Raw genomic sequence first — 24,609 nt, 5'->3', positions numbered from 1 at the left:
GCGGGCGCTTTTTTATTGCTGTTTAGCGTGGACGCTCGTTCAGAGTCGGCCCTGGGCCTGCAGCCATTCCCGCACTAAAAACAGCGCGCTGACGTTACGGGCCTCGTTAAAATCTTCTTCATCCAGCAGCGACATCAGCTGCGCCAGCGGCCAGCGCACCTGCGGTAGCGGCTCAGGTTCATCGCCCGGCAGTGACTCCGGATAGAGATCTTCCGCCACCATGATATTCATTTTGCTGGAGAAGTAGGAGGGGGCCATACTGAGCTTCTTCAAAAACGTCAGCTTGTTGGCGCCATAGCCAACCTCTTCTTTCAGCTCGCGATTGGCCGCTTCATCCACGGTTTCACCTGGATCAATCAGCCCTTTGGAGAAGCCCAGCTCGTAGGACTCCGTCCCCACAGCATACTCACGAATCAAAATAATGTGATCATCCACAATCGGCACAATCATCACCGCTTCACGGGTGGAAGGCCGCATACGTTCATAAACGCGACGCACACCGTTGCTGAACTCCAGATCGACGCTTTCGACATTAAAGAGGCGCGAACGGGCGACAGTTTCAACATTGAGAATGGTGGGTTTTTGTAATGATTTGCTCATTGTCATCGGTCTATGCTGTGATTAAGCAGTCATTGTGCGATACGCAACACGCTTTCGGCAATCCAAATTGCTACTTATTTACAGAGTTGTAACCTTTTCCCTGCAGGGGGAAAAGTAATAAAGATAAAAAAGTCAATAGCTTGAATTCGCTTTGAGAATTTACCGATTTCTGCGCTTTAACGTTTTTGGTAAGCTTGTGCGCTGCTGCATGACATATTCACTACCCTGTAAGCAGGTGCGCCGCTAACACTGCAGCTTGACGTTAGTCTTCACGTTCACCGACGATTTCGTAAGAAAAAAATAACTTTGATGGGATGGGCATGGGCACCTTTCTGATATTCCTTACAGCTCTGCTAATCTGCGTATTGCTCATCGGATGGTGGTATCGCGCTCACGCCAGACGCCGCCGACTCCCCCTACTGCACGCCTTTAGCGACGCTACCACGCGGCAGCTTCCTGCGGATGAGCGCCAGGCTATTGAGAAGTATGTTGCCGAGTTGAGCCACGCCCAGCAGGTGCCGGCGTCCGGTGCGACCAGCGCGCCTGTCGCTCTGGCGCTGAACGAACAGAGTGATACCGTCTATGCGGTGACACGCGCCATCACCCGCTACGGGATCACCACCGACGCGCCGAATAAATGGCGCTATTTCCTCGATTCGGTTGAAGTTCATCTGCCGCCGTTCTGGGAACAGCATATCAACGATGAAAACAGCGTCGAGCTGATCCCCACCGACAGCCTGCCGCTGGTTATCACCCTTAACGGTCATAGCCTGAGCGACTATCGCCAGGAAGCGCAAAGCTACGCCCTGGAACGCGCTTCGGCCACCCAGGCCTCCATTCGCGGCGAAGAGAGCGAGCAGGTAGAGTTGCGGCAGATCCGTCGGGAAACGCCTGAAGAACACGCTCTGAATCGCCCGGACGGGCTGCGCGAAGCGATCCTGATCGTCGCCTCCTTTCTGTTCTTTTATTTCAGCCTGATTGGGCCAGCTGTCTTTACCCCCTGGCTGGTCGCCGCAGGTTTGTTGCTGCTCGCCGCCGGACTGTGGGGGATTTATGCCCCGCCGCGTCGCGCCGCGCTGCGCGAAATCCATTGCCTGCGGGGCGTCCCTAAGCGCTGGGGATTGTTTGGCGAAAACGATCAGGAGCAAATCAATAACATCTCGCTGGGCATTATCGATCTCATCTATCCGCGCCACTGGCAACCCTGGATTGCCCAGGACCTGGGGCAGCAGACCGATATTGATATCTATCTCAACCGCCACGTGGCCCGTCAGGGACGCTACCTGTCGCTTCATGATGAAGTGAAAAACTTCCCGCTGCAGTACTGGCTACGCAGCGCGATTATCGCCGCCGGCGCCCTGGTGGTGGTGATTATGCTGTGGGCCAGCGTACCGTTGAATATGCCGTTTAAGTTCACCCTGTCGTGGCTGAAGGGCGCGCAAACGATTGAAGCCACTACCGTCAGCCAGCTGGAAAAAGCCCATGTGCGCATTGGCGATACGCTGCGCCTGACCGGTACCGGGATGTGTAATATCCGCACGCCGGGCAGTTGGTCCGCCAAAGAGGATTCGCCGTTCCTGCCTTTCGATTGTTCACAGATTGTGTGGAACGACGCCCCTCCTCTGCCGCTGCCGGAGTCTGACATTGTCAGCAAAGCGACCGCCCTGATGCAGTCCGTCCAGCGCCAGCTGCACCCGGAAACCGACGATGATTCCCGCGTCAGCCCTGCCCTACGCTCCGCCATTCAGAAATCAGGCATGGTGCTACTGGATGATTTCGGCGATATCGTGCAGAAAACTAACGATCTCTGCTCGGCAAAGGATGATTGCCTGCGGCTGAAGAATGCGTTGGTCAATCTTGGCAATACCCGTAACTGGGAAACGTTAACCAAGCGCGCCACCGCCGGCAAGCTGGATGGCGTGAACGTGCTGCTGCGGCCGGTCAGCGCCGAGTCGCTGGAGAATCTGGTGACCACCTCAACCGCGCCCTTTGTGATACGCGAAACCTCGCGGGCCGCGCAGGCGCTGAACAGCCCGGCTCCCGGCGGTTTTCTTATCGCCAGCGATGAGGGCAGCGTACTGGTCAATCAGCCGTGGCCGGCGGTGAGTCTGTATGATTATCCGGCCCATGAGCAGTGGGGCGAACTGCGGCGGCTGGCCGGTATGCTCATGCATACCCCCTTCCATGCCGAAGGTATCGTTACCAACCTGTTTACTGACGCCAACGGCACGCAGCATATCAACCTGCATCGCATCCCCGACCGCAGCGGCCTGTGGCGTTATCTGGGCATCACCCTGCTGCTGCTGTCAATGGTGGGGTGCATGGCTTACCACGCCGTGCAGGCCCTGCGTCGTTATCAACGCCATCGTCAGCGTATGGAAGAGATTCAGAAATATTACGAAAGCTGCCTTAATCCGGTTTTGCTCCCCTCATCTGACTCGCAAGATTAATTTTCCCGGCGACAGGGTGTGATACCCTGTCGCCCATTTTCCGCTCGCTGGAGAGTCATCATGCACTTTGATATCGCCTGGCAGGAGGTCGATACCGTTCTGCTGGATATGGACGGCACGCTCCTGGACCTCGCCTTCGACAACTACTTCTGGCAAACGCTGGTGCCTGAAACCTGGGGGGCCGCCCGCGGCCTCAATTTGCAGGAGGCGAAAGAGGCCATGCGCCAGGAGTATCACGCCGTGCAGCATACGCTAAACTGGTACTGTCTGGATTACTGGAGCGAGCGCCTGGGTTTGGATATTTGTGCGATGACCAGCGAACAAGGTCCGCGCGCCACGCTGCGCGAGGATACCGTGCCGTTCCTTGATGCTCTCAAGGCCTGCGGTAAGCGACGCATTCTGTTGACCAATGCCCATCCCCACAATCTGGCGGTGAAGCTCAAACACACCGGCCTGGACGCGCACCTTGATTTATTACTTTCCACCCACACATTTGGTTATCCGAAAGAGGATCAGCGTCTGTGGCGCGCCGTGGCGGAGGAAACTGGCCTTGAGGCGCACAAAACGCTGTTTGTCGACGACAGCGAGGCGATACTGGATGCCGCGAGGGAGTTTGGCATTCGTTACTGCCTGGGTATTACCAATCCTGACTCCGGACTGGCGGAAAAGCAGTATCTGCGCCATCCGGGGCTGAATGATTACCGACGACTGATCCCTTCGCTTACCCCGAAGGAGAGGCGATGAAAGAGAAGCCCACCGAAACCGTCAGACTGGACAAATGGCTTTGGGCCGCCCGCTTTTACAAAACCCGCGCGCTGGCGCGGGAAATGATTGAAGGCGGCAAGGTGCATTACAACGGACAACGTAGCAAACCCGGAAAAATCGTCGAACTCGACGCCATGCTGACGATGCGCCAGGGCAACGACGAGCGGACGGTGCGCATTATCGGCATTACCGAACAGCGCCGCCCGGCAAGCGAAGCCGTCAACCTGTATGAAGAGACGGCGGAGAGTATCGAGAAGCGTGAAAAAATGGCCCTGGCGCGCAAAATGAACGCCCTGACCATGCCGCACCCTGACAGACGTCCGGACAAGAAAGAGCGCCGCGACCTGATGAGATTTAAACACGGCGAGAGTGAATAACTCGCGCCAGAAAGAGAGATGATTATGACTCAACACGATCAATTACATCGTTATCTGTTTGAAAACTATGCCGTGCGCGGCGAGCTGGTGACGGTGTCGGAAACCCTGGAACAGATTCTGGCGAATCACACCTATCCCCAACCGGTCAAAACGGTGCTGGCGGAGCTGTTGGTCGCCACCAGTCTGCTGACCGCGACGCTGAAGTTTGCCGGCGACATTACCGTACAGCTGCAGGGGGATGGCCCTTTACAGCTGGCGGTGATCAACGGCAATAACCAGCAGCAGCTGCGCGGCGTCGCGCGCGTGCAGGGCGAGATTGCGGACGATGCGGATCTGAAAACGATGGTCGGCAACGGCTACCTGGTCATTACCATCTCTCCGGAAGAAGGTGAGCGCTATCAGGGCGTGGTCGGTCTGGAAGGCGATACGCTGGCCGCCTGCCTGGAAGATTATTTCCAGCGTTCAGAGCAGCTGCCGACGCGCCTTATCATCCGCACCGGCGATCATGAAGGCCAGCCGATGGCGGGCGGGATGCTGCTGCAGGTGATGCCGGCGCAGGATGCCCAGACTGCCGACTTCGAGCACCTGGCGACGCTTACCGAGACCATTAAGGCGGAAGAGCTGTTCACCCTGCCGGCAAATGATGTGCTGTGGCGTCTGTACCATGAAGAAGAAGTCACGGTCTACGACCCGCAGAGCGTGGAGTTCAAGTGCACCTGCTCCCGCGAACGCTGCGCCGGCGCGCTGAAGACACTGCCGGATGAAGAGATTGATAGCATCCTCGCCGACGAAGGCGAAATTGATATGCACTGCGACTACTGCGGTAACCACTATATCTTCAATGCCATGGACATCGCCGAGATCCGTAATAACGCCTCTCCGGCCGATCCGCAGGTTCATTAATCCCCGCATCTTTCTCAGGCACAGGGCGGCAATGTTGTTTGTCGCGTTGTGCCTGACTTTTAATTTATTCGCGAGTTGAATCGATTTTCCCTGAAAGAGTTACGTAATTTAATTTCAGGAAAGCGATTACATTCACATTTCGGCAGTTTTTTTAATTACTTTTTAACCATTGAGAAACATCTAACCCCACCATCCGCCCATTTCCTGAGATAATCCACTCCACTTCGTGACAGGAGTCACCGTTTTTATCGTCATTCTGAGGAATGTCGAGATACGTAAATCTATGAGCCTGGTCGCGGTCAATACCCGGCAATTAACCCTACAATTTACAGCAGTACATCTTGGCTAAGGAGCAGTGACATGCGCGTTAATCATGGTTTAACCCCGCAGGATCTCAAGGCTTATGGTATCAATGACGTCCAGGATATCGTCCACAACCCCAGCTACGACATGTTGTTTCAGGAAGAGCTCGACCCGAACCTGGAAGGCTACGAACGTGGCGTATTAACCACTCTGGGAGCTATCGCCGTCGACACGGGCATTTTTACCGGTCGTTCTCCGAAAGATAAGTATCTCGTGCGCGACGACACCACCCGCGACACCGTCTGGTGGTCCGATAAAGGCAAAGGTAAAAACGACAACAAGCCGCTTTCGCAGGAAACCTGGCAGCATCTGAAAGGGCTGGTGACCCAGCAACTGTCCGGTAAACGCCTGTTTATCGTCGACGCTTTCTGCGGCGCCAACGCCGATACCCGTCTCAGCGTACGTTTCATTACCGAAGTGGCCTGGCAGGCGCACTTCGTTAAAAACATGTTCATCCGTCCGAGCGATGAAGAGCTGGCTGAATTCGAGCCCGACTTCATCGTGATGAACGGCGCGAAATGCACCAATCCGCAGTGGAAAGAGCAGGGCCTCAATTCGGAAAACTTCGTCGCCTTCAACCTCACCGAGCGCATTCAGTTGATCGGCGGCACCTGGTACGGCGGCGAGATGAAGAAAGGGATGTTCTCGATCATGAACTACCTGCTGCCGCTGAAGGGCATCGCCTCCATGCACTGCTCAGCCAACGTCGGCGAGAAAGGCGATGTCGCCATTTTCTTCGGCCTCTCAGGCACCGGCAAAACCACCCTCTCCACCGACCCGAAACGCCGCCTGATTGGCGATGACGAACATGGCTGGGATGACGACGGCGTGTTTAACTTCGAAGGGGGCTGCTACGCCAAGACCATCAAACTCTCTGAAGCGGCCGAGCCGGATATCTATCACGCCATCCGCCGCAACGCCCTGCTGGAAAACGTGGTGGTACGCGCCGACGGCACGGTCGATTTCGATGACGGTTCAAAAACCGAAAATACCCGCGTCTCCTACCCCATCGACCACATCGACAACATTGTTAAGCCGGTGTCTAAAGCGGGTCACGCTACCAAAGTGATCTTCCTGACGGCCGATGCGTTCGGCGTCCTGCCGCCGGTCTCCCGCCTGACCGCCGACCAGACGCAGTACCATTTCCTGTCCGGGTTTACCGCCAAACTGGCCGGCACCGAGCGCGGCGTAACCGAACCCACGCCAACCTTCTCCGCCTGCTTCGGCGCCGCCTTCCTGTCGCTGCACCCGACGCAGTACGCCGAAGTGCTGGTCAAACGCATGCAGGCGGCTGGCGCGCAGGCTTATCTGGTCAATACCGGCTGGAACGGCACCGGCAAGCGCATCTCGATTAAAGATACCCGCGCGATCATCGACGCCATCCTCAATGGCTCGCTGGACAACGCGGAGACCTTTACCCTGCCGATGTTTAACCTGCAGATCCCGACGGCGCTCCCGGGCGTGGATACCCACATCCTCGATCCGCGCAGCACCTATGGTTCCCCGGAGCAGTGGCAGGAAAAAGCCGACCAGCTGGCGAAGCTGTTTATTGAGAATTTTGAGAAGTATACCGATACGCCAGCGGGCGCCGCGCTGGTGGCGGCAGGACCGCAGCGCTAACGGGCGCAAAGGTGAAAAAGCCGGGCTTGCCCGGCTTTTTATTGTGCAACATCCTGAGCAGCTAACCGCGGGCGCGATCAGCTCTCCCTGGCGGGTTTCATCGGCGCCAGCATCCGGTGCACCGGCAGCCAGGCGCGGATCAGTAACCCGCCGCGTTCGCTGGAGCCAATCTCCAGCCGGCCGTTGTGATTGTCGATAATACGCTGAACAATCGCCAACCCCAGCCCGGTGCCGCTGGTGCTGCGGGCGCTGTCGCCGCGTACAAACGGCTGAAACAGGTGCTCCCGCTGCTCAGGTTTAATCCCCGGTCCATCATCTTCTACCTGGAACCAGGCCCGGCTCGCTTCGCTGCCGCTGCTGACCTTGATCCAGCCATTGCCATAGCGGGCCGCGTTGACCACCATATTCGCCAGCGCGCGCTTGATAGACAGCGGGTGCATACGTACCGGAATCTCGCCGGCCTGCAGGGCGGTGGCGATTTCCCGCTCATAGCCACTCTCCGCAGCGATCACTTCCCCCAGCACCGCATTCAGATCCGCCAGCTCCATCGGCATCTCCTGCCCGGTGCGCAGATAGTCGATAAACTGCTCGATAATGGCGTTGCACTCTTCGATATCTTTGTTGATCGACTCCGCGAGATAGCCGTCCTGCTCGCCCATCATCTCGGTGGCCAGACGAATGCGGGTCAGCGGGGTTCGTAAATCATGACTGACCCCGGCCATCAGCAGCGTACGGTCATCAGCCAACTGCTTCACGCCCGCCGCCATATGGTTAAAGGCGCGCGTCACCGAACGCACTTCGGAGGCGCCATACTCGCGCAGCGGCGGCGGAATAATGCCGCGCCCGACCTGCAGCGCCGCGTGCTCCAGATCCACCAACGGGCGGTTCTGAATACGAATAAACAGCCAGGCGCCGCCTATCGCCAGCAGCATGATCGCCAGGGTATAGCGGAACAGCGGCGAGAAGTCGCCCTGATGGATCTCGGTCAGCGGCACCCGCACCCAGATATTGGGCGACAGCCAGGTCTTCAGCCACACCACAGGGGAGCTTTTATTGACCTCTACCCGCACCTCTGTGGGGCCACCAAGCTGATGGGCCATCTGCTGACTTAAGAATTCATAATGCTGCGCCCAGCGCAGGCCTGCGTCTTCCGCCGCTTCATTGGAATAGAGCGAAATCCCCAGCTCGCGATAAATTTCACGACGAAACGCCGGGGGCACCACCAGCTGGGTGCCATCCTCCAGCTGCAGTTTGTCGGTCATCAGCATACGCACTTCGTAGGCTAACACTTTATTAAACTGCTGGAGACTCGGCAGGATCGCGAAATTCAGTACCACCAGATAGGTCGTCACCAGGCTGACGAACAGCAAGGTGACGATCAGGAGCAGTGTGCGAGCAAAGGAGCTGCGCGGCGAAAAGCGCACGCGTTTCATGCCTTAGAACCGTCCGGGACGAAGACGTAGCCCAGACCCCAGACGGTCTGGATGTAGCGCGGATGCGCCGGGTCCTCTTCCACCATGCGGCGCAGGCGGGAGATCTGTACGTCGATGGAGCGCTCCATCGCAGAGTATTCGCGGCCGCGGGCGAGGTTCATCAGCTTATCGCGCGACAGCGGCTCACGGGGATGGCTCACCAGCGCCTTCAGGACCGCGAATTCGCCGCTGGTCAACGGCATCGGCTCGTCTTCACGGAACATCTCGCGGGTGCCTAAATTCAGTTTGAATTTACCAAAGGCGATAACCGCCTCTTCCTGCGACGGCGCGCCCGGCAGCTCGTTCGCCTGGCGGCGCAGCACCGCCCGGATGCGGGCCAGCAGTTCGCGCGGGTTAAACGGCTTCGGAATATAGTCGTCAGCCCCGATCTCCAGACCCACGATCCGATCGACCTCTTCGCCTTTCGCCGTCACCATAATGATCGGCATCGGGTTACTCTGGCTGCGCAGACGACGGCAGATAGAGAGACCATCTTCGCCCGGCAGCATCAGATCCAGCACCATCAGGTGGAAGGATTCACGGGTTAACAGACGATCCATCTGTTCGGCGTTCGCCACGCTACGAACCTGGAAGCCCTGCTCGGTCAGATAACGCTCGAGCAGCGCACGCAGGCGCATGTCGTCATCCACAACCAGAATCTTATAATTCTCTTGCATTGTTTGTACTCCCAAAGGTTCACTGCGATAGTCAGTGCGTATTCTCAAAAAAGCCCGGCGCGCTCACCAGCTAAATCTGGTATATATTCCAGGCTAAATTGTTACAAAGCATATTTAACAGCAGGTTAAGTATACATTTAATCATAAGACACAGTATTTATCCTGTCGGTATTATTACGCGCTACAAATTGTGCGCAACGACAGACAGTCAGAAGGTTGAACTCACGATGAAAACGCCGCTGATCACCCGCGAGGGATATGAAAAACTGAAGCAGGAGATGGACTACCTGTGGCGCCAGGAGCGTCCGGAAGTGACCAAAAAGGTGACCTGGGCCGCCAGCCTCGGCGACCGCAGCGAGAACGCGGACTACCAGTACAACAAAAAGCGCCTGCGGGAGATCGATCGCCGGGTCCGCTATCTGACCAAATGTCTGGAACAGTTGAAAATCGTCGATTACTCGCCGCAACAGGAAGGTAAAGTCTTCTTCGGCGCCTGGGTAGAGATTGAAAACGATGAAGGCGATATCAAGCGCTTTCGCATCGTCGGTTACGATGAAATTTTTGGCCGCAAAGACTATATCTCCATCGACTCGCCGATGGCGCGCGCACTGTTAAAAAAAGAGGTTGGCGATCTGGCCATCGTCAACACGCCGGCGGGCGAAGCCAGCTGGTATGTCAACGAGATCGAATACGTTAAATAGACAAGAACTTTCCGAGAGACGCCCGGCGCGGCTGGTATTTTTAGCCGTCAGTCCGTATAACTAGTCCCTGTTTTTTGACCCTAAAGATGAATTAAAAGCCATGATGAATGATTCGCTCTGCCGCATTATTGCGGGTGAACTTCAGGCCAGAGCCGAACAGGTAGAAGCTGCCGTTCGCCTGCTTGATGAAGGGAACACCGTGCCGTTTATTGCACGTTATCGTAAAGAAGTCACCGGCGGTCTGGATGACACGCAGCTGCGTAATCTGGAAACTCGCCTCGGCTATCTGCGCGAACTCGAAGACCGTCGTCAGGCGATCCTCAAATCCATCGCTGAACAGGGCAAACTGACCGACGCGCTGGAAAAAGCCATCAACACCACGCTCAGCAAAACCGAACTGGAAGATCTCTACCTGCCCTACAAGCCGAAGCGCCGTACACGCGGGCAGATCGCTATCGAAGCCGGGCTCGAACCGCTGGCTGACCTGCTGTGGAATGAACCGGCCCACGATCCGGAAGCGGAGGCCGCAAAATATATTGATGCCGATAAGGGCGTAGCCGACAGCAAAGCGGCCCTGGACGGCGCGCGCTATATTCTGATGGAGCGGTTTGCCGAAGACGCCGCGCTGCTGGCGAAGGTCCGTGACTATCTGTGGAAAAACGCCCACCTGGTCTCCACCGTCGTCAGCGGTAAAGAAGAGGAAGGCGCTAAATTCCGCGACTACTTCGATCACCATGAACCGATCGCCACCGTGCCGTCGCATCGCGCGCTGGCGATGTTCCGCGGTCGCAACGAAGGCGTCCTGCAGCTCTCTTTAAACGCTGACCCGCAGTTTGACGAGCCGCCGAAAGAGAGCCACGGCGAGCAAATTATTATCGACCACCTGGGCCTGCGCCTGAATAACGCCCCGGCGGACAGCTGGCGTAAAGGCGTCGTCAGCTGGACCTGGCGGATCAAAGTCCTGATGCATCTCGAAACCGAGCTGATGGGCACCGTGCGCGAACGCGCGGAGGACGAGGCAATCAACGTCTTCGCCCGCAACCTGCACGATCTGCTGATGGCCGCGCCCGCCGGGCTGCGCGCCACCATGGGACTCGATCCGGGCCTGCGCACCGGGGTGAAAGTGGCCGTCGTCGACGCCACCGGTAAACTGGTCGCTACCGATACCATCTATCCCCACACCGGCCAGGCCGCCAAAGCGGCCGTCGCCGTCGCCGCGCTGTGTGAGAAGTACAACGTTGAGCTGGTGGCCATCGGCAACGGTACCGCCTCGCGTGAAACCGAGCGTTTCTTCCTCGACGTGCAGAAACAGTTCCCGAAGGTCACCGCCCAGAAGGTGATCGTCAGTGAAGCCGGGGCTTCCGTTTACTCCGCCTCCGAGCTGGCGGCGCAGGAGTTTCCGGACCTCGACGTGTCGCTGCGCGGCGCGGTCTCCATCGCCCGCCGTCTGCAGGATCCCCTGGCCGAGCTGGTGAAAATCGACCCGAAATCCATTGGCGTCGGCCAGTATCAGCACGACGTCAGCCAGACCCAGCTGGCGCGTAAGCTGGACGCGGTGGTGGAAGACTGTGTGAACGCCGTCGGCGTTGACCTGAACACCGCCTCCGTTCCGCTGCTGACCCGCGTCGCCGGCCTGACCCGCATGATGGCGCAGAACATCGTCGCCTGGCGCGACGAGAATGGTCAGTTCCAGAACCGCCAGCAGCTGCTGAAAGTCAGCCGTCTGGGGCCGAAAGCCTTTGAACAGTGCGCGGGCTTCCTGCGTATCAACCACGGCGACAACCCGCTGGATGCCTCCACCGTTCACCCGGAAGCTTACCCGGTAGTCGAACGTATTCTGGCCGCCACCCAGCAGGCGCTGAAAGATCTGATGGGCAATAGCAGTGCGCTGCGCCACCTGAAGGCAGTGGACTTCACCGATGAGAAGTTTGGCGTCCCGACGGTCACCGACATTATCAAAGAGCTGGAAAAACCGGGCCGCGATCCGCGTCCGGAGTTTAAGACCGCGAAGTTCGCCGATGGTGTGGAGACCATGAATGACCTGCTGCCGGGAATGATTCTGGAAGGTGCCGTCACCAACGTCACCAACTTCGGCGCGTTTGTTGATATCGGCGTTCATCAGGACGGACTGGTACACATTTCGTCGCTTTCTGACCGGTTTGTTGAGGATCCGCACACCGTGGTGAAAGCGGGCGACATCGTCAAGGTCAAAGTGATGGAAGTCGATCTGCCGCGTAAGCGTATCGCCCTGACCATGCGTCTCGACGAGCAGCCGGGCGACAGCAACGCCCGCCGCGGCGGTGGTCAGGAGCGCCCGCAGGGAAATCGCCCGGCTGCGAAAGCCGCCAAACCCCGCGGTCGCGAGGCGCAGCCTGCCGGCAACAGCGCGATGATGGATGCCCTCGCCGCAGCGATGGGTAAAAAACGCTAAACTCTCCCTGCCCCTTTTTCAGGGGCAGTTTTTTTTCATGACCAGGCCATCGCCATCACGCGCAAAACAGCTTCAGTTGTTTCTGATAACCTGCTTTTATTCCACGCCTGAAAGGTAGCGAAATTAATATTTTCATTTCGTTAACTTCAGAAACCTTAATTAAACATTAGCTCGCCGAAATAATATTTCGCGCATTTTTGATTACAGGCTGACTTTGCGGCATATCAATAAAAAGGTGATTTTCACTTTAAAAATAGCCTGCAGCGCATCATATGTATTGATGATAAAAACCATTCTCATTATCATCGATTACAGAACGTTTTTTCTTTTTTCGTTGGCTACGGTCCCCGGCGCAACTGCCTCCAGGCGTCCGGAAAATTCTTCTTCGGTTAGCGATAGACAAGTAGGCCCTATGCAATTCACACCTGATAGTGCGTGGAAAATTACCGGTTTTTCTCGCGATATTAGCCCAGCATACCGTCAGAAACTGCTCTCCCTCGGCATGCTGCCCGGTTCCTCTTTTCATGTGGTTCGCGTGGCGCCGCTCGGCGATCCTGTTCATATTGAAACCCGACGCGTCAGTCTGGTATTACGCAAAAAAGATCTCGCCTTAATCGAACTGGAAGCGGTTGCACAATAACGGCTGGCCCGGCACAAGAGTCTGAAATATGCAAAAATTAACCGTTGGTTTAATTGGTAATCCTAATTCCGGCAAGACCACCTTATTTAATCAGCTGACCGGCGCTCGCCAGCGCGTGGGCAACTGGGCTGGGGTGACCGTTGAGCGTAAAGAGGGGATTTTCGCCACCACTGACCATCAGGTCACGCTGGTCGACCTCCCGGGAACCTACTCCCTGACCACCATCTCCTCGCAGACCTCGCTGGACGAGCAGATTGCCTGCCACTACATCCTGAGCGGCGACGCTGACATGCTGATTAACGTGGTCGATGCCTCCAACCTCGAGCGCAACCTCTATCTGACGCTGCAGCTGCTCGAGCTGGGGATCCCCTGCGTCGTCGCGCTGAACATGCTGGATATCGCCGAAAAGCAGAAGGTGCGGATCGATATCGACGCCCTCGCCGCCCGTCTCGGTTGCCCGGTCATTCCGCTGGTATCGACTCGCGGACGGGGGATCGAAGCGCTGAAGATCGCCCTCGACCGTCATCAGGCGAACAGCGATCTTGAGCTGGTCCACTATCCGCAGCCGCTGCTGCGCGAAGCTGACCTGCTGGCGCAGCAGATGTCAGCGCAGATCCCGACCCGGCAGCGGCGCTGGCTGGGTCTGCAGATGCTGGAGGGCGATATCTACAGCCGGGCCTATGCCGGCGACGCCGCCGATAAACTGGATATCGCCCTGGCGAATCTCAGCGACGAGATCGACGACCCGGCGCTGCACATCGCTGACGCGCGCTATCAGACCATCGCCGCCATTTGCGACGCCGTCAGCAATACCCTGACCGCCGAACCAAGCCGCTTCACCGCCGCGATGGACAAAGTGATCCTCAACCGCTTCCTCGGGTTGCCGATTTTTCTCTTTGTCATGTACTTGATGTTCCTGCTGGCGATCAACATCGGCGGCGCGCTGCAGCCGATTTTCGATGCCGGCTCGGTCGCGATCTTTGTGCATGGCATTCAATGGCTGGGTTACACCCTGCACTTCCCGGACTGGCTGACCGTGTTCCTCGCCCAGGGGATCGGCGGCGGTATCAACACCGTGCTGCCGCTGGTGCCGCAGATCGGCATGATGTATCTGTTTCTCTCCTTCCTTGAGGACTCCGGCTACATGGCGCGCGCCGCCTTTGTGATGGATCGCCTGATGCAAGCCCTCGGCCTGCCGGGGAAATCCTTCGTCCCGCTGATTGTCGGTTTTGGCTGCAACGTGCCGTCGGTGATGGGCGCCCGCACCCTTGACGCGCCGCGCGAGCGTCTGATGACCATTATGATGGCGCCGTTTATGTCCTGCGGCGCGCGGCTGGCGATCTTCGCCGTCTTCGCGGCCGCCTTCTTTGGGCAGAACGGCGCGCTGGCGGTCTTCTCGCTCTATGTGCTGGGCATTGTGATGGCCATCCTCACCGGCCTGATGCTGAAGCACACCATTATGCGCGGCGAAGCCTCGCCGTTCGTGATGGAGCTGCCGGTGTACCACGTCCCGCATATCAAGAGCCTGATTATCCAGACCTGGCAGCGCCTGAAAGGCTTTGTGCTGCGCGCCGGGAAGGTGATCGTCATCGTCAGCATCTTCCTCAGCGCGCTGAACAGCTTCTCACTGAGCGGTAAGGTCGTCGACAACATCAACGACTCCGCGCTGGCCTCGGTGAGCCGGGTCATTACGCCGGTGTTTAAACCGATCGGCGTGCATGAAGATAACTGGCAGGCCACCGTCGGCCTGTTTACCGGCGCGATGGCGAAAGAGGTGGTAGTGGGTACGCTGAACACCCTCTATACCGCCGAAGATATCCAGAATGAGGAATTCAATCCGCAGACCTTCAGCCTCGGCGAAGAACTGCTCGCCGCCGTCGATGAGACATGGCAGGGACTGAAAGACACCTTCAGCCTCAGCGTCCTGGCCAACCCCATCGAAGCCAGCAAAGGCGATGGCGAAATGGCCACCGGCGCCATGGGGGTGATGGGCAGTAAATTTGGCAGCGCGGCGGCGGCATACAGCTACCTGATCTTCGTCCTGCTCTATATTCCCTGCATCTCGGTGATGGGCGCCATCGCCCGCGAATCAAGCCGCGGCTGGATGACCTTCTCCATCCTGTGGGGGCTGAATATCGCCTATTCGCTCTCGACGCTCTATTACCAGACCGTTAGCTTTAGCGATCACCCGCGCTACAGTCTGGTGTGTATCCTGGCGGTAGTGTTGTTCAACGTGGTGCTCTTCGGCCTGTTGCGCCGGGCGCGCAGCCGGGTGGACGTCTCGCTGCTGGCCACGCGAAAAACGCCGGCCTCCTGCTGTTCCAGCCCGGCTGGCGATTGCCACTAAGGAGGGACTGTGGCGTCGTTAATGGAAGTCCGCGATATGCTGGCCCTGCAGGGCCGCATGGAGGCGAAACAGCTCAGTGCTCGCCTGCAGACGCCTCAGCCGCTGATTGACGCCATGCTTGAGCGAATGGAAGCCATGGGTAAGGTGGTCCGGATCAGCGAAACGAGCGAGGGCTGCCTCTCCGGCAGCTGTAAAAGTTGCCCTGAAGGGAAAGCGGCGTGCCGGCAGGAGTGGTGGGCGCTACGATGAAAGGAGTAAGGCCAGGTCGCGCAACGAGGTAAAACGAGTAAGACAGCTATGAAAAACGGGCCAGCAGGCCCGTTTTCTTATGACTGGATTATTTATAAACGTCAGCGTTCGCGTGTACGGTTTTTTCGTTTTTCTGCCCGGCAATCACCACAAAGTATTTCCCACCCAGCTCATCGGCTTTTTTCGACAGATCGCGTCGGGCGTCCATCGGCGACGTCGTCCTGGAGGTCGTAATGCTACCGACCTTGGTCAGATTCATCTTCGCCACGTCTTCTTTTTGGATCTCTTTCGCGGCGAATGCGCCGAAAGAGAGGGTGCCTATCACCAGAGATGCAACCATTCCTGTAACAAGTTTCATAGCCTCTACTCTCCATAAGGTTGTTATTGTAGGTCACGGTGGCGGATTGAAATAATCAACCACCGTAACAACCTAAGTATTGCTAGGAATGGCCCTTTTACCATGGCGCGGCAAAAAAAATTACCCCAGCCGCGTCTTCAGCGCCAGCAGCGGCTCGCAGAAGGCCGCGGGATGGGAAACAAACGGCGCATGCGCGGCCTTATCGAAGAGGATTGACTCGCTTTCCGGCCACAGGTCATCCAGCAACGGGACGATCTTGCGCGGCACCAGTCCATCCAGCCGGCCATACAGCCGCAGAAACGGCATCGGCAGCCTGACCAGCGCCTGACGCAGATCGACGGTTCTGAGGATCTCCAGTCCGCCATTCAGCGCCTCGGCGGAAGGCATCGGCAGCGAGAGCACCGCCTGCTTTAACGCCCGCGCATCCTGACGCGCGCTCTCTGTGCCCATGGTTTGCAGGGCGAGGAATCGCTCGACGGTGCGCTGGAAATCGTCGCTCAGCTGCTGCTGAAATCCGGCCAGCACCTCGGGCTTGATGCCGGGCCAGTCGTCACGAGCCGCGAAACAGGGGGAAGAGGCAACCGTCACCAGCGCCTGCACGCGTTCCGGACGCATAATCGCGACCTGGCTGGCCACCAGCCCGCCCAGGCTCCAGCCCAGCCACACCGCCTGTGGAGGGGCCTGCTCCAGCACCCGCTGCGCCATCGCCTCCAGCGACATCGCCCCAAACCCGCCGCTGCGGCCATAGCCCGGCAGATCCACCAGGTGGAGGGTAAAATGCGAAGCCAGCTGCGGCGTGATGCAATCCCATACCTGAGCGTTCAGCCCCCAGCCGTGCAGCAGCACAAGATGACAATCTCCTTCGCCGATTGTTTGCCACCAGATGTCGTTCATCCGTTACCGTTCTCTTTTTACTGGACAGAAGGCCAAATATGCTAACAGCACACAGCTTATGCTGGCTATGCCAAATGCCGCTGGCAGTCGCCCGCTGGGGGATCTGCTCCCGCTGCAACCGCGCCCTGCTCGCCTGTCCCCCGCTCTGCCCGCAGTGCGGCCTGCCGGCGGCGGCATCCCGTCACCCCTGCGGCCGCTGCCTGCAAAAGCCGCCTCCCTGGCATCGGCTGGTGGCGGTCAATGACTATCGCCCGCCGCTGAGCGGTCTGGTGCAGCAGCTGAAGTTTCACCATCGCCCGGAGCTGGGCCCCGCCCTCGCGCGTCTGCTGCTGCAGCGCCTTCTGCAGCGTGACGATTTGCCGCCAGTAGACGCTCTGGTCGGCGTGCCGCTATGGCATCGCCGTCGCTGGCGCCGGGGTTATAATCAGTGCGACGAACTGTGCCGACCGTTAGCCCGCTGGCGAGGATGCGTCTGGCATCGCGAAGGCCTGACTCGCCAGCGAGCCGGCGCCGTCCAACATTCGCTCAATGCCCGCCAGCGCAGGCAGAACCTGAAAAATGCCTTTCAGCTTGAATTTGCCGTGCAGGGACTCCATATCGCTCTGGTGGATGATGTCGTCACGACCGGCAGCACCGTCGCCGAGATATCCCGCCTGCTTTTGCGAAACGGCGCCGCGACGGTTCAGGTATGGTGTTTGTGCCGTACCTTGTAGACCCCCGCTGATGGGCGTATTATAACCCAGTAAAATAGTCAACTATTAGGCCAACGCTATGATCCGTATTTCCGATGCTGCACAAGCGCACTTTGCCAAACTGCTGGCAAATCAGGAAGAAGGGACGCAAATTCGCGTATTTGTGATTAATCCCGGCACCCCAAACGCTGAGTGCGGCGTATCCTACTGCCCACCGGATGCGGTGGAAGACACCGACACGGCGCTGAAATTTGAACAGCTGACCGCCTATGTCGATGAGCTCAGCGCGCCCTATCTGGAAGACGCTGAAATTGATTTCGTCACTGACCAGCTCGGCTCGCAGCTGACGCTGAAAGCGCCGAACGCCAAAATGCGCAAAGTCTCTGACGATGCCCCGCTGATGGAGCGCGTCGAGTACCTGCTGCAGTCGCAGATTAATCCGCAGCTGGCAGGCCACGGCGGCCGCGTATCGCTGATGGAGATCACCGACGACGGTCTGGCTATCCTGCAGTTCGGCGGCGGATGCAACGGCTGCTCGATGGTCGACGTGACCCTGAAAGAAGGTATTGAAAAACAGCTGCTGAACGAGTTTCCGGAGCTGAAAGGGGTTCGCGATCTGACCGAGCATCAGCGCGGCGAGCACTCCTACTACTAAGCCCTTCCTCCGGCGGCACCCTGCCGCCGGTCCTCCCTGGCCCTTTCTGTGTTACCGCGCAACATCTCCCGCTAAATGACCGGCAAAAACCGGGGAAAGAGTATGACTTAAGTCTCATATTTAACATTTTCCCCCGTCAGGTGATTCTCAACCCTCACATGTTACCCGTATCATCCACTTCAGGCGCCACCGGCAAAAAAATAGCCAGCTATCCTTTCTCTGGGTAAGGATAATGCAAGCGTTTACGGTGCCAGACTATTTTGCTCCCTGACGGAGCGGATGCTCTACAGGTTCGAACTTTGACGTTACCCATAACAAATTAAGGCCAGGTAAATCATGCCATTAGTCATCGTTGCTATCGGGGTTGCCCTGTTGTTGCTGTTAATGATCCGTTTCAAAATGAACGGCTTCATTGCGCTGGTTCTGGTGGCGCTCGCCGTCGGATTAATGCAGGGTATGCCACTGGATAAAGTGATCGTCTCCATCAAAAACGGCGTTGGCGGCACCCTTGGCAGCCTCGCGCTGATCATGGGCTTCGGCGCTATGCTCGGTAAGCTGCTGGCAGACTGCGGCGGCGCCCAGCGTATCGCCACCACGCTTATCAATAAGTTCGGTAAGAAGCATATTCAGTGGGCGGTGGTCCTGACCGGCTTCACCGTTGGCTTCGCCCTGTTCTATGAAGTGGGCTTCGTGCTGATGCTGCCGCTGGTGTTCACCATCGCCGCCTCGGCCCGTATTCCGCTGCTGTACGTCGGCGTACCGATGGCAGCCGCGCTCTCCGTCACCCACGGCTTCCTGCCGCCGCATCCGGGTCCGACCGCGATCGCCACCATCTTCCATGCCGATATGGGCAAAACGCTGCTCTACGGCACCATTCTGGCTATCCCGACGGTTATCCTGGCGGGACCGGTGTTTGCGCGCTTCCTGAAAGGGATAGATAAGCCGATCCCGGAAGGCCTGCATAACCCGAAAGTGTTCACTGAAGAAGAGATGCCAGGCTTTGGCGTCAGCGTCTGGACCTCGCTGGTTCCGGTGATCCTGATGGCGATGCGCGCCGTGGCTGAGATGATCCTGCCGAAAGGCCACGCCTTCCTGCCAATTGCCGAGTTCTTCGGCGACCCGGTGATGGCCACCCTGATTGCGGTACTGATTGCCCTGTTCACCTTCGGTTTGAACCGCGGCCGCTCCATGGAGCAGATCAACGATACCCTGACCTCTTCGATCAAAATCATCGCCATGATGCTGTTGATTATCGGCGGCGGCGGCGCCTTCAAGCAGGTGCTGGTGGATAGCGGCATGGATAAATACATCGCCTCTATCATGCACGAATCGAACATGTCTCCGCTGTTTATGGCGTGGTCTATCGCCGCGGTGCTGCGTATCGCGCTGGGTTCGGCGACCGTAGCCGCCATCACCGCGGGCGGGATTGCCGCGCCGCTGATCGCCACCACCGGCGTCAGCCCGGAGCTGATGGTTATCGCCGTTGGCTCCGGCAGCGTTATCTTCTCCCATGTTAACGATCCGGGCTTCTGGCTGTTCAAAGAGTACTTTAACCTGACCATCGGCGAGACCATCAAGTCCTGGTCGGTGCTGGAAACCATTATCTCAGTCTGCGGCCTGGTGGGCTGTCTGCTGCTGGGGATGGTGGTGTAAGGTCACTCCCGCCACAGAAAAAGGCCGGTCCGCGTGAAGCGGGCCGGCCTTTTTTATCGGACATGCTCTTCGCCGCGCAGAGGAGCGCGCGGCAGGAAGTTATCAGGAGGCGGCTTTCTTGCTCGCCGCCTTGCGCCGTTTATCCAGATCCTTAATCAGCTTATTGACCCGTTCATCGGCAAACATCTGCTCCAGGGTGACGGACAGCTTCCGGCGCCAGTTCGGGTACTCGGTGCTGGTGCCCGGAATGTTAACCGGCGTCGCCATCTCCAGCCAGTCTTCCGGCTGCAGGCCCAGCAGGGCGCTGTTGCTGTCGGCAATATAACGCTGCATCCCCCGGTTGAGGATCCCCGTCATGCTCATCAGCGAGGCCTTATGGCCGGCGCGCTTGGGCAGACAGCCGTACTTATGCAGTGCGTCCAGCAGCCCTTGTTTCGCCAGCTCGCGGTCCTGGTACAGTCCGCGCAGCACCACCTCATCAGGATAGAGGCCCAGCGCTTTACCTAACGTCAGATCGCCGCTTTCCCAGTAGCCGCGGAGAGTGGGCAGGTCGTGCGTCGTCGCCACAGCCATTGATTGCTCCGGGTACAGCGCCGGCGCGCGGAACGTTTTCTCTGCATCACTCTCAAAATAGAGCACCTTATAAGAATAGACGCCGCTGTTGCGTAACTTGCTGACGATCTCCACCGGTACCGTGCCCAGATCTTCACCGATCACCATGCAGCGATGACGCTGGCTTTCCAGCGCCAGAAGCGACAGCAGATCGTCGACCGGATACTGAACGTAAGCGCCATGGTCGGCGGTTTCACCATACGGGATCCACCACAGACGCAGCACAGACATCACGTGATCGATGCGCAACGCGCCGCAGTTCTGCATATTAGCGCGCAGCAGGTCGATAAACGGCTCATAGGCGCGGGCGGCAATGATATGCGGATCCATCGGCGGCAGGCCCCAGTTCTGGCCCAGCGGGCCCAGAATATCCGGCGGCGCGCCTACGGATGCTTTCAGGCAGTACAGTTCACGATCGCACCAGGTTTCCGACCCGCCCTCGGCGACGCCCACCGCCAGGTCGCGGTAGAGGCCGATCGGCATGCCGTCACGCTGGCTGGTTTCCCAGCAGGCGGCAAACTGACTCCAGGCCAGCCACTGCAGCCAGAGATAGAAACTGACGTCATCCTCATGCTCAACGCAGAAGGCTTTCACCTCCGGGCTGTCGATATCCTGAAAGGCCTTCGGCCAGGCCGGCCAGCCCCAGCGCAGCGGGTCCTGTTGTACCTGCCAGGCGTGCAGCGCATCGAAAGCCGCCTGCCAGTAGAGGCTTTCCCCTTCGCGCAGAACAAACTCGCGGAACGCTGTCATCTGCTCATCTTCACGACGAGAGAATTGTTTCCATGCCATACGCAGCGCGGTCATTTTCAGCGTAGTGACGGCGGTATAATCCACATCGTCCGTTTCCCGCGCCGCCTGCAGTGCCTGCTGCGTTGCCGGAGACTGCCACCACGCCTGCGCCTCTTCGCTACGCTGGAAATCTTCAACCGCGTTGACGTCGATATAAATAACGTTCAGCCAGCGACGTGAAGACGGGCTATAGGGGCTGGCGCTCTCCGGGTTCGCCGGATAGAGGGCATGAATCGGGTTAAGGCCAATAAACGACCCGCCGCGGCGGGCGATTTCCGGCAGCATGGCCCGCAGATCGCCAAAATCGCCGATCCCCCAGTTTTTCTCGGAGCGCAGGGTATACAGCTGCACGCAGGTGCCCCACAGCTTTTTCCCCTCTTTCAGCGGCTGCGGCTCATAGCAGCGCGCTGGCGCGACGATAGTCCGGCAGTGCCAGCGCTCCCCCTCCTGGGTGAGGGTCAGGGAGTGGTACCCCTCCGGCAGTTTGGCCGGCAGCGGCAGCGTCTCGCCGCCGCGGGTTTTCCCTTGATACTGCTTACCGTCCTCAGTAGTCAGGATCCACTGATACTCACCGCGTCCTGCCACCGGCAGCGACATTTTTTTGCCGTGAGTGAAAATTTTCACGTTCGGCAGCGGGTTAACCGCCACTTTCGTGGCGGCGGTAGAGCGATGCATCGCATCCAGCAGGCGCTGTTTGGTGACAGCCGCGATAGACTGCGGCTTGCCGTGCGCGTTGATATAGCTGGGGCTGATGCCCGCCGCCAGCGCGGCATTATCGAGGCGTTTACTCTCCATAGGCCTTCCTTTAGCGTTTCGCCTGCCAGATACGTTGCTGATAATCGCGGATCGAGCGGTCGGAGCTGAACATGCCGCAGCGCGCGGTGTTGAGGATAGCCGCGCGGGTCCAGGCCTCCTCGTCGCGATACAGCTCATCTACCCGTTTTTGCGCCGCTACGTAGGCTTCGAAATCGGCCAGCACCAGGTACGGATCGCCGCCCTGCAGCAGGCTGTGCAGCATCTGATCGAAGGCATGCTTGTCGCCGTTGCTGTAGGTGCCGTTCTCCAGCTCCTTAAGCACCGCATCGAGCAGCTTGTCTTTTTTACGCCATTTCAGCGGATCGTAGCCTTTCGCTTTCAGGGCTTTCACCTCTTCAACCGTGTGGCCGAAGATAAAGATGTTCTCCTCGCCCACCTGCTCAGCGATTTCCACGTTAGCGCCATCCAGCGTCCCGACGGTCAGCGCGCCGTTCAGCGCCAGCTTCATGTTGCCGGTGCCAGAGGCTTCTTTACCCGCGGTGGAGATCTGCTCGGAGATATCCGCCGCCGGGATCAGTTTTTCTGCTGCCGATACACAATAGTCCGGCAGGAAGACCACCTTCAGCTTATCGCCGACTTTCGGGTCGTTGTTGATCGCTTCCGCTACCTTATTGATGGCAAAAATAATGTTTTTCGCCAGATAGTAGCCCGGCGCCGCTTTCGCGCCGAACAGGAAGACGCGCGGTACGCGGTCGGACTGCGGGTTTTCGCGGATCTCTTTGTACAGCGCAAGGATATGCAGCAGGTTAAGGTGCTGACGCTTATACTCGTGCAGACGTTTGATCTGGATATCGAAGATCGCCTGCGGGTTGATCTCAATCCCGGTACGCTGCTTCACAAACTCAGCCAGATGAACTTTGTTGGCCTGCTTGATATCGCGATAAGTCTGACGGAACGCCGCATCGTCAGCATATTTTTCCAGGTTGATCAGCTGGTCGAGGTCATTGGCCCACTCTTTTTTCAGCGTCTCATCCAGCAGCGAGGCCAGCGCCGGGTTGCACTGCTTGATCCAGCGGCGCGGCGTGATGCCGTTGGTCACGTTATGGAATTTGTTCGGCCACAGCTGGTTATATTCCGGGAACAGATCTTTTACCACCAGATCCGAGTGCAGCGCCGCCACGCCGTTGACAGCAAAACCGCCCACCACGCACATGTTGGCCATCCGAACCTGTTTGTCATGCACCACCGCCAGCTTCGCCCAGACCTGCTTATCGCCCGGCCAGGTTTTGTCCACCAGCTGTTTAAAGCGGTCGTTGATCTCTTTAATGATCTGCATATGGCGCGGCAGCAGCGCTTTCACCAGCTTCTCATCCCAGCATTCCAACGCTTCCGGCATCAGGGTGTGGTTGGTGTAAGCAAAGGTTTTGCTGGTGATCGCCCAGGCGTCGTCCCAGCTCAGCTGGTGCTCGTCAATCAGCACGCGCAGCAGCTCCGGGATGGCGATGGTCGGGTGCGTATCGTTCAGCTGGATCACTTCGTAATCCGCCAGCTCGGCCAGCTTGCGGCCTGCCAGATGATGACGGCGCAGGATATCGGCCACTGAGCAGGCGCACTGGAAGTACTGCTGCATCAGGCGCAGTTTTTTACCGGCCTGATGGTTGTCGTTCGGGTACAGCACCTTGGTCAGTTTTTCCGCGTCGATGCCCTGCTGCTCGGCGCGCAGGAAATCGCCATCGTTGAATTTGGTCAGGTTGAACGGATGAGCGTGTTTGGCCTGCCACAGACGCAGCGGCTGGGCGACGTTGTTGCGATAGCCAAGCACCGGCAGGTCCCAGGCTTCGCCGGTAATGACGAACGCCGGCTGCCATTCGCCGTTTTTGCTGACTTTCCCGCCGATACCTACCTGGACATCCAGCGCTTCGTTATGACGGAACCACGGGTAGCTGCTGCGCCCCCAGTCGTCAGGGGCTTCCATCTGCTGGCCATCGTCAAATGACTGGCGGAACAGGCCATACTGGTAGTTGAGACCGTAACCGGTCGCCGACTGCCCCACCGTCGCCATGGAGTCGAGGAAGCAGGCTGCCAGACGTCCCAGGCCGCCGTTACCCAGCGCCGGGTCAGTCTCTTCTTCCAGCAGATCGGTGAGGTTGACATCGTAGCCTTTCAGCGCGTCGCTGACGCCCTCGTACCAGCCCAGGTTGAGCAGGTTGTTGCCGGTCAGACGACCAATCAGAAACTCCATTGAGATGTAGTTAACGTGACGCTGTCCTTGCGCCGGTTTCGCTACCGGCTGCGCCGCCAGGAGTTCCGCCAGCGCTCCGCTGACTGCGCGCCACCATTGACGCTGTGTCATCTCGGAAGCGGACTGTAAACCAAAATGCTGCCACTGACGCGTCAGTGCAGCCTGAAACTGAGCTTTGTTAAATGTAGTCTGTGACATAATGAGATCCGGGTCCTTTACTAAAACGATGGCGCTAGTGTGCCGACCTCCCGATTCATCGTCCTCATCCTGACGGGGATTAGACAGGGAGGAGTGGCGGGGATGAGCGAAAAGTGTGATCCTGAACACTATAGTGTGGGTGAGAAGGCAAAAATATGCTGTAAA

The 24,609-nt window shown here is 58.2% G+C and carries 20 protein-coding genes; 13 read left to right on the top strand and 7 right to left on the bottom strand.

What is annotated here, in order from left to right; genetic code table 11:
• Window positions 1–39: 39 nt before the first annotated feature.
• Entirely contained in the window at window positions 40–600 is a 561-nt protein-coding gene (nudE, locus tag IB144_RS01760) for an ADP compounds hydrolase NudE (RefSeq protein WP_002920321.1), read from the bottom strand.
• Between the two features lie 320 nt (window positions 601–920).
• Here nudE and IB144_RS01755 point away from each other — a divergent pair, with 320 nt between their 5' ends.
• The 5 genes from IB144_RS01755 (at window position 921) to pckA (ending at window position 7,078) form a co-directional block, all read left to right on the top strand.
• On the top strand, window positions 921–3,050 hold the full coding sequence (locus IB144_RS01755; protein WP_004174025.1) for an intracellular growth attenuator family protein: 2,130 nt from the start codon (window positions 921–923) through the stop codon (window positions 3,048–3,050).
• Window positions 3,051–3,110: 60 nt separating this feature from the next.
• Entirely contained in the window at window positions 3,111–3,794 is a 684-nt protein-coding gene (gene yrfG, locus IB144_RS01750) for a GMP/IMP nucleotidase (protein ID WP_002920324.1), read from the top strand.
• On the top strand, window positions 3,791–4,192 hold the full coding sequence (gene hslR, locus IB144_RS01745) for a ribosome-associated heat shock protein Hsp15 (RefSeq protein WP_065888629.1): 402 nt from the start codon (window positions 3,791–3,793) through the stop codon (window positions 4,190–4,192). Before yrfG ends, hslR begins: the two co-directional genes overlap by 4 nt.
• An 18-nt stretch (window positions 4,193–4,210) precedes the next feature.
• Window positions 4,211–5,095, top strand: a complete 885-nt coding sequence (hslO, locus tag IB144_RS01740; RefSeq protein WP_004188324.1) for an Hsp33 family molecular chaperone HslO — start codon at window positions 4,211–4,213, stop codon at window positions 5,093–5,095.
• Window positions 5,096–5,455: 360 nt separating this feature from the next.
• Window positions 5,456–7,078: a phosphoenolpyruvate carboxykinase (ATP) gene (gene pckA / locus IB144_RS01735; RefSeq protein ID WP_002920331.1), complete on the top strand. Its 1,623-nt coding sequence runs from the start codon at window positions 5,456–5,458 to the stop codon at window positions 7,076–7,078.
• Between the two features lie 77 nt (window positions 7,079–7,155).
• On the opposite strand, the gene envZ is transcribed toward pckA, so the two are convergent.
• Window positions 7,156–8,511, bottom strand: coding sequence for a two-component system sensor histidine kinase EnvZ (gene envZ, locus IB144_RS01730; RefSeq protein ID WP_002920333.1), 1,356 nt, complete (start codon window positions 8,509–8,511; stop codon window positions 7,156–7,158).
• Complete coding sequence (gene ompR, locus IB144_RS01725; protein ID WP_001157751.1) at window positions 8,508–9,227, bottom strand: two-component system response regulator OmpR; 720 nt, start codon at window positions 9,225–9,227, stop codon at window positions 8,508–8,510. Before ompR ends, envZ begins: the two co-directional genes overlap by 4 nt.
• 227 nt (window positions 9,228–9,454) lie before the next feature.
• On the opposite strand from ompR, the gene greB reads away from it, so the two are divergent.
• The 5 genes from greB to feoC all read left to right on the top strand — a co-directional run bounded on the left by greB (window position 9,455) and on the right by feoC (window position 15,595).
• Window positions 9,455–9,928, top strand: a complete 474-nt coding sequence (gene greB, locus IB144_RS01720; RefSeq protein WP_002920503.1) for a transcription elongation factor GreB — start codon at window positions 9,455–9,457, stop codon at window positions 9,926–9,928.
• Window positions 9,929–10,028: 100 nt separating this feature from the next.
• Window positions 10,029–12,359 (top strand): Tex family protein, encoded by a 2,331-nt coding sequence (locus IB144_RS01715; protein ID WP_004150056.1) that lies wholly within the window; start codon window positions 10,029–10,031, stop codon window positions 12,357–12,359.
• Window positions 12,360–12,771: 412 nt separating this feature from the next.
• On the top strand, window positions 12,772–12,999 hold the full coding sequence (feoA, locus tag IB144_RS01710) for a ferrous iron transporter A (protein ID WP_002920506.1): 228 nt from the start codon (window positions 12,772–12,774) through the stop codon (window positions 12,997–12,999).
• A gap of 28 nt (window positions 13,000–13,027) precedes the next feature.
• Window positions 13,028–15,346 (top strand): Fe(2+) transporter permease subunit FeoB, encoded by a 2,319-nt coding sequence (gene feoB / locus IB144_RS01705; RefSeq protein ID WP_032418310.1) that lies wholly within the window; start codon window positions 13,028–13,030, stop codon window positions 15,344–15,346.
• Between the two features lie 9 nt (window positions 15,347–15,355).
• The gene (feoC, locus tag IB144_RS01700; protein ID WP_002920509.1) at window positions 15,356–15,595 is read left to right on the top strand and encodes a [Fe-S]-dependent transcriptional repressor FeoC; all 240 of its coding nucleotides are present in this window, start codon (window positions 15,356–15,358) and stop codon (window positions 15,593–15,595) included.
• A gap of 88 nt (window positions 15,596–15,683) precedes the next feature.
• Here feoC and IB144_RS01695 read toward each other — a convergent pair whose 3' ends face one another.
• Together IB144_RS01695 and bioH are read right to left on the bottom strand one after the other, a co-directional pair.
• On the bottom strand, window positions 15,684–15,953 hold the full coding sequence (locus tag IB144_RS01695) for a YdgH/BhsA/McbA-like domain containing protein (RefSeq protein ID WP_002920510.1): 270 nt from the start codon (window positions 15,951–15,953) through the stop codon (window positions 15,684–15,686).
• Window positions 15,954–16,073: 120 nt separating this feature from the next.
• The gene (bioH, locus tag IB144_RS01690) at window positions 16,074–16,847 is read right to left on the bottom strand and encodes a pimeloyl-ACP methyl ester esterase BioH (RefSeq protein ID WP_004174021.1); all 774 of its coding nucleotides are present in this window, start codon (window positions 16,845–16,847) and stop codon (window positions 16,074–16,076) included.
• 38 nt (window positions 16,848–16,885) lie between these two features.
• Here bioH and gntX point away from each other — a divergent pair, with 38 nt between their 5' ends.
• The 3 genes from gntX (at window position 16,886) to gntT (ending at window position 19,847) form a co-directional block, all read left to right on the top strand.
• A complete protein-coding gene (gene gntX / locus IB144_RS01685; protein WP_032418309.1) occupies window positions 16,886–17,560 on the top strand; it encodes a DNA utilization protein GntX in 675 nt (224 codons plus the stop codon).
• 58 nt (window positions 17,561–17,618) lie between these two features.
• Window positions 17,619–18,194, top strand: coding sequence for a Fe-S biogenesis protein NfuA (gene nfuA / locus IB144_RS01680; RefSeq protein ID WP_002920540.1), 576 nt, complete (start codon window positions 17,619–17,621; stop codon window positions 18,192–18,194).
• Between the two features lie 336 nt (window positions 18,195–18,530).
• Window positions 18,531–19,847: a gluconate transporter gene (gene gntT / locus IB144_RS01675; protein WP_002920542.1), complete on the top strand. Its 1,317-nt coding sequence runs from the start codon at window positions 18,531–18,533 to the stop codon at window positions 19,845–19,847.
• A 102-nt stretch (window positions 19,848–19,949) separates the two neighbouring features.
• On the opposite strand, the gene malQ is transcribed toward gntT, so the two are convergent.
• Window positions 19,950–22,043 carry a 4-alpha-glucanotransferase gene (malQ, locus tag IB144_RS01670; protein WP_002920543.1) on the bottom strand — a complete coding sequence of 698 codons (2,094 nt, stop codon included), beginning with the start codon at window positions 22,041–22,043 and terminating at the stop codon, window positions 19,950–19,952.
• Between the two features lie 10 nt (window positions 22,044–22,053).
• Window positions 22,054–24,444 (bottom strand): maltodextrin phosphorylase, encoded by a 2,391-nt coding sequence (gene malP, locus IB144_RS01665; protein ID WP_004151407.1) that lies wholly within the window; start codon window positions 24,442–24,444, stop codon window positions 22,054–22,056.
• Window positions 24,445–24,609: the final 165 nt, after the last annotated feature.

It is taken from the genome of Klebsiella sp. K4, from assembly GCF_014596785.2.
Lineage (GTDB): Bacteria > Pseudomonadota > Gammaproteobacteria > Enterobacterales > Enterobacteriaceae > Klebsiella > Klebsiella pneumoniae.
The sequence above is the reverse complement of the archived record's forward strand: the minus strand, read 5'-3'. Positions and strand labels throughout refer to the sequence as shown.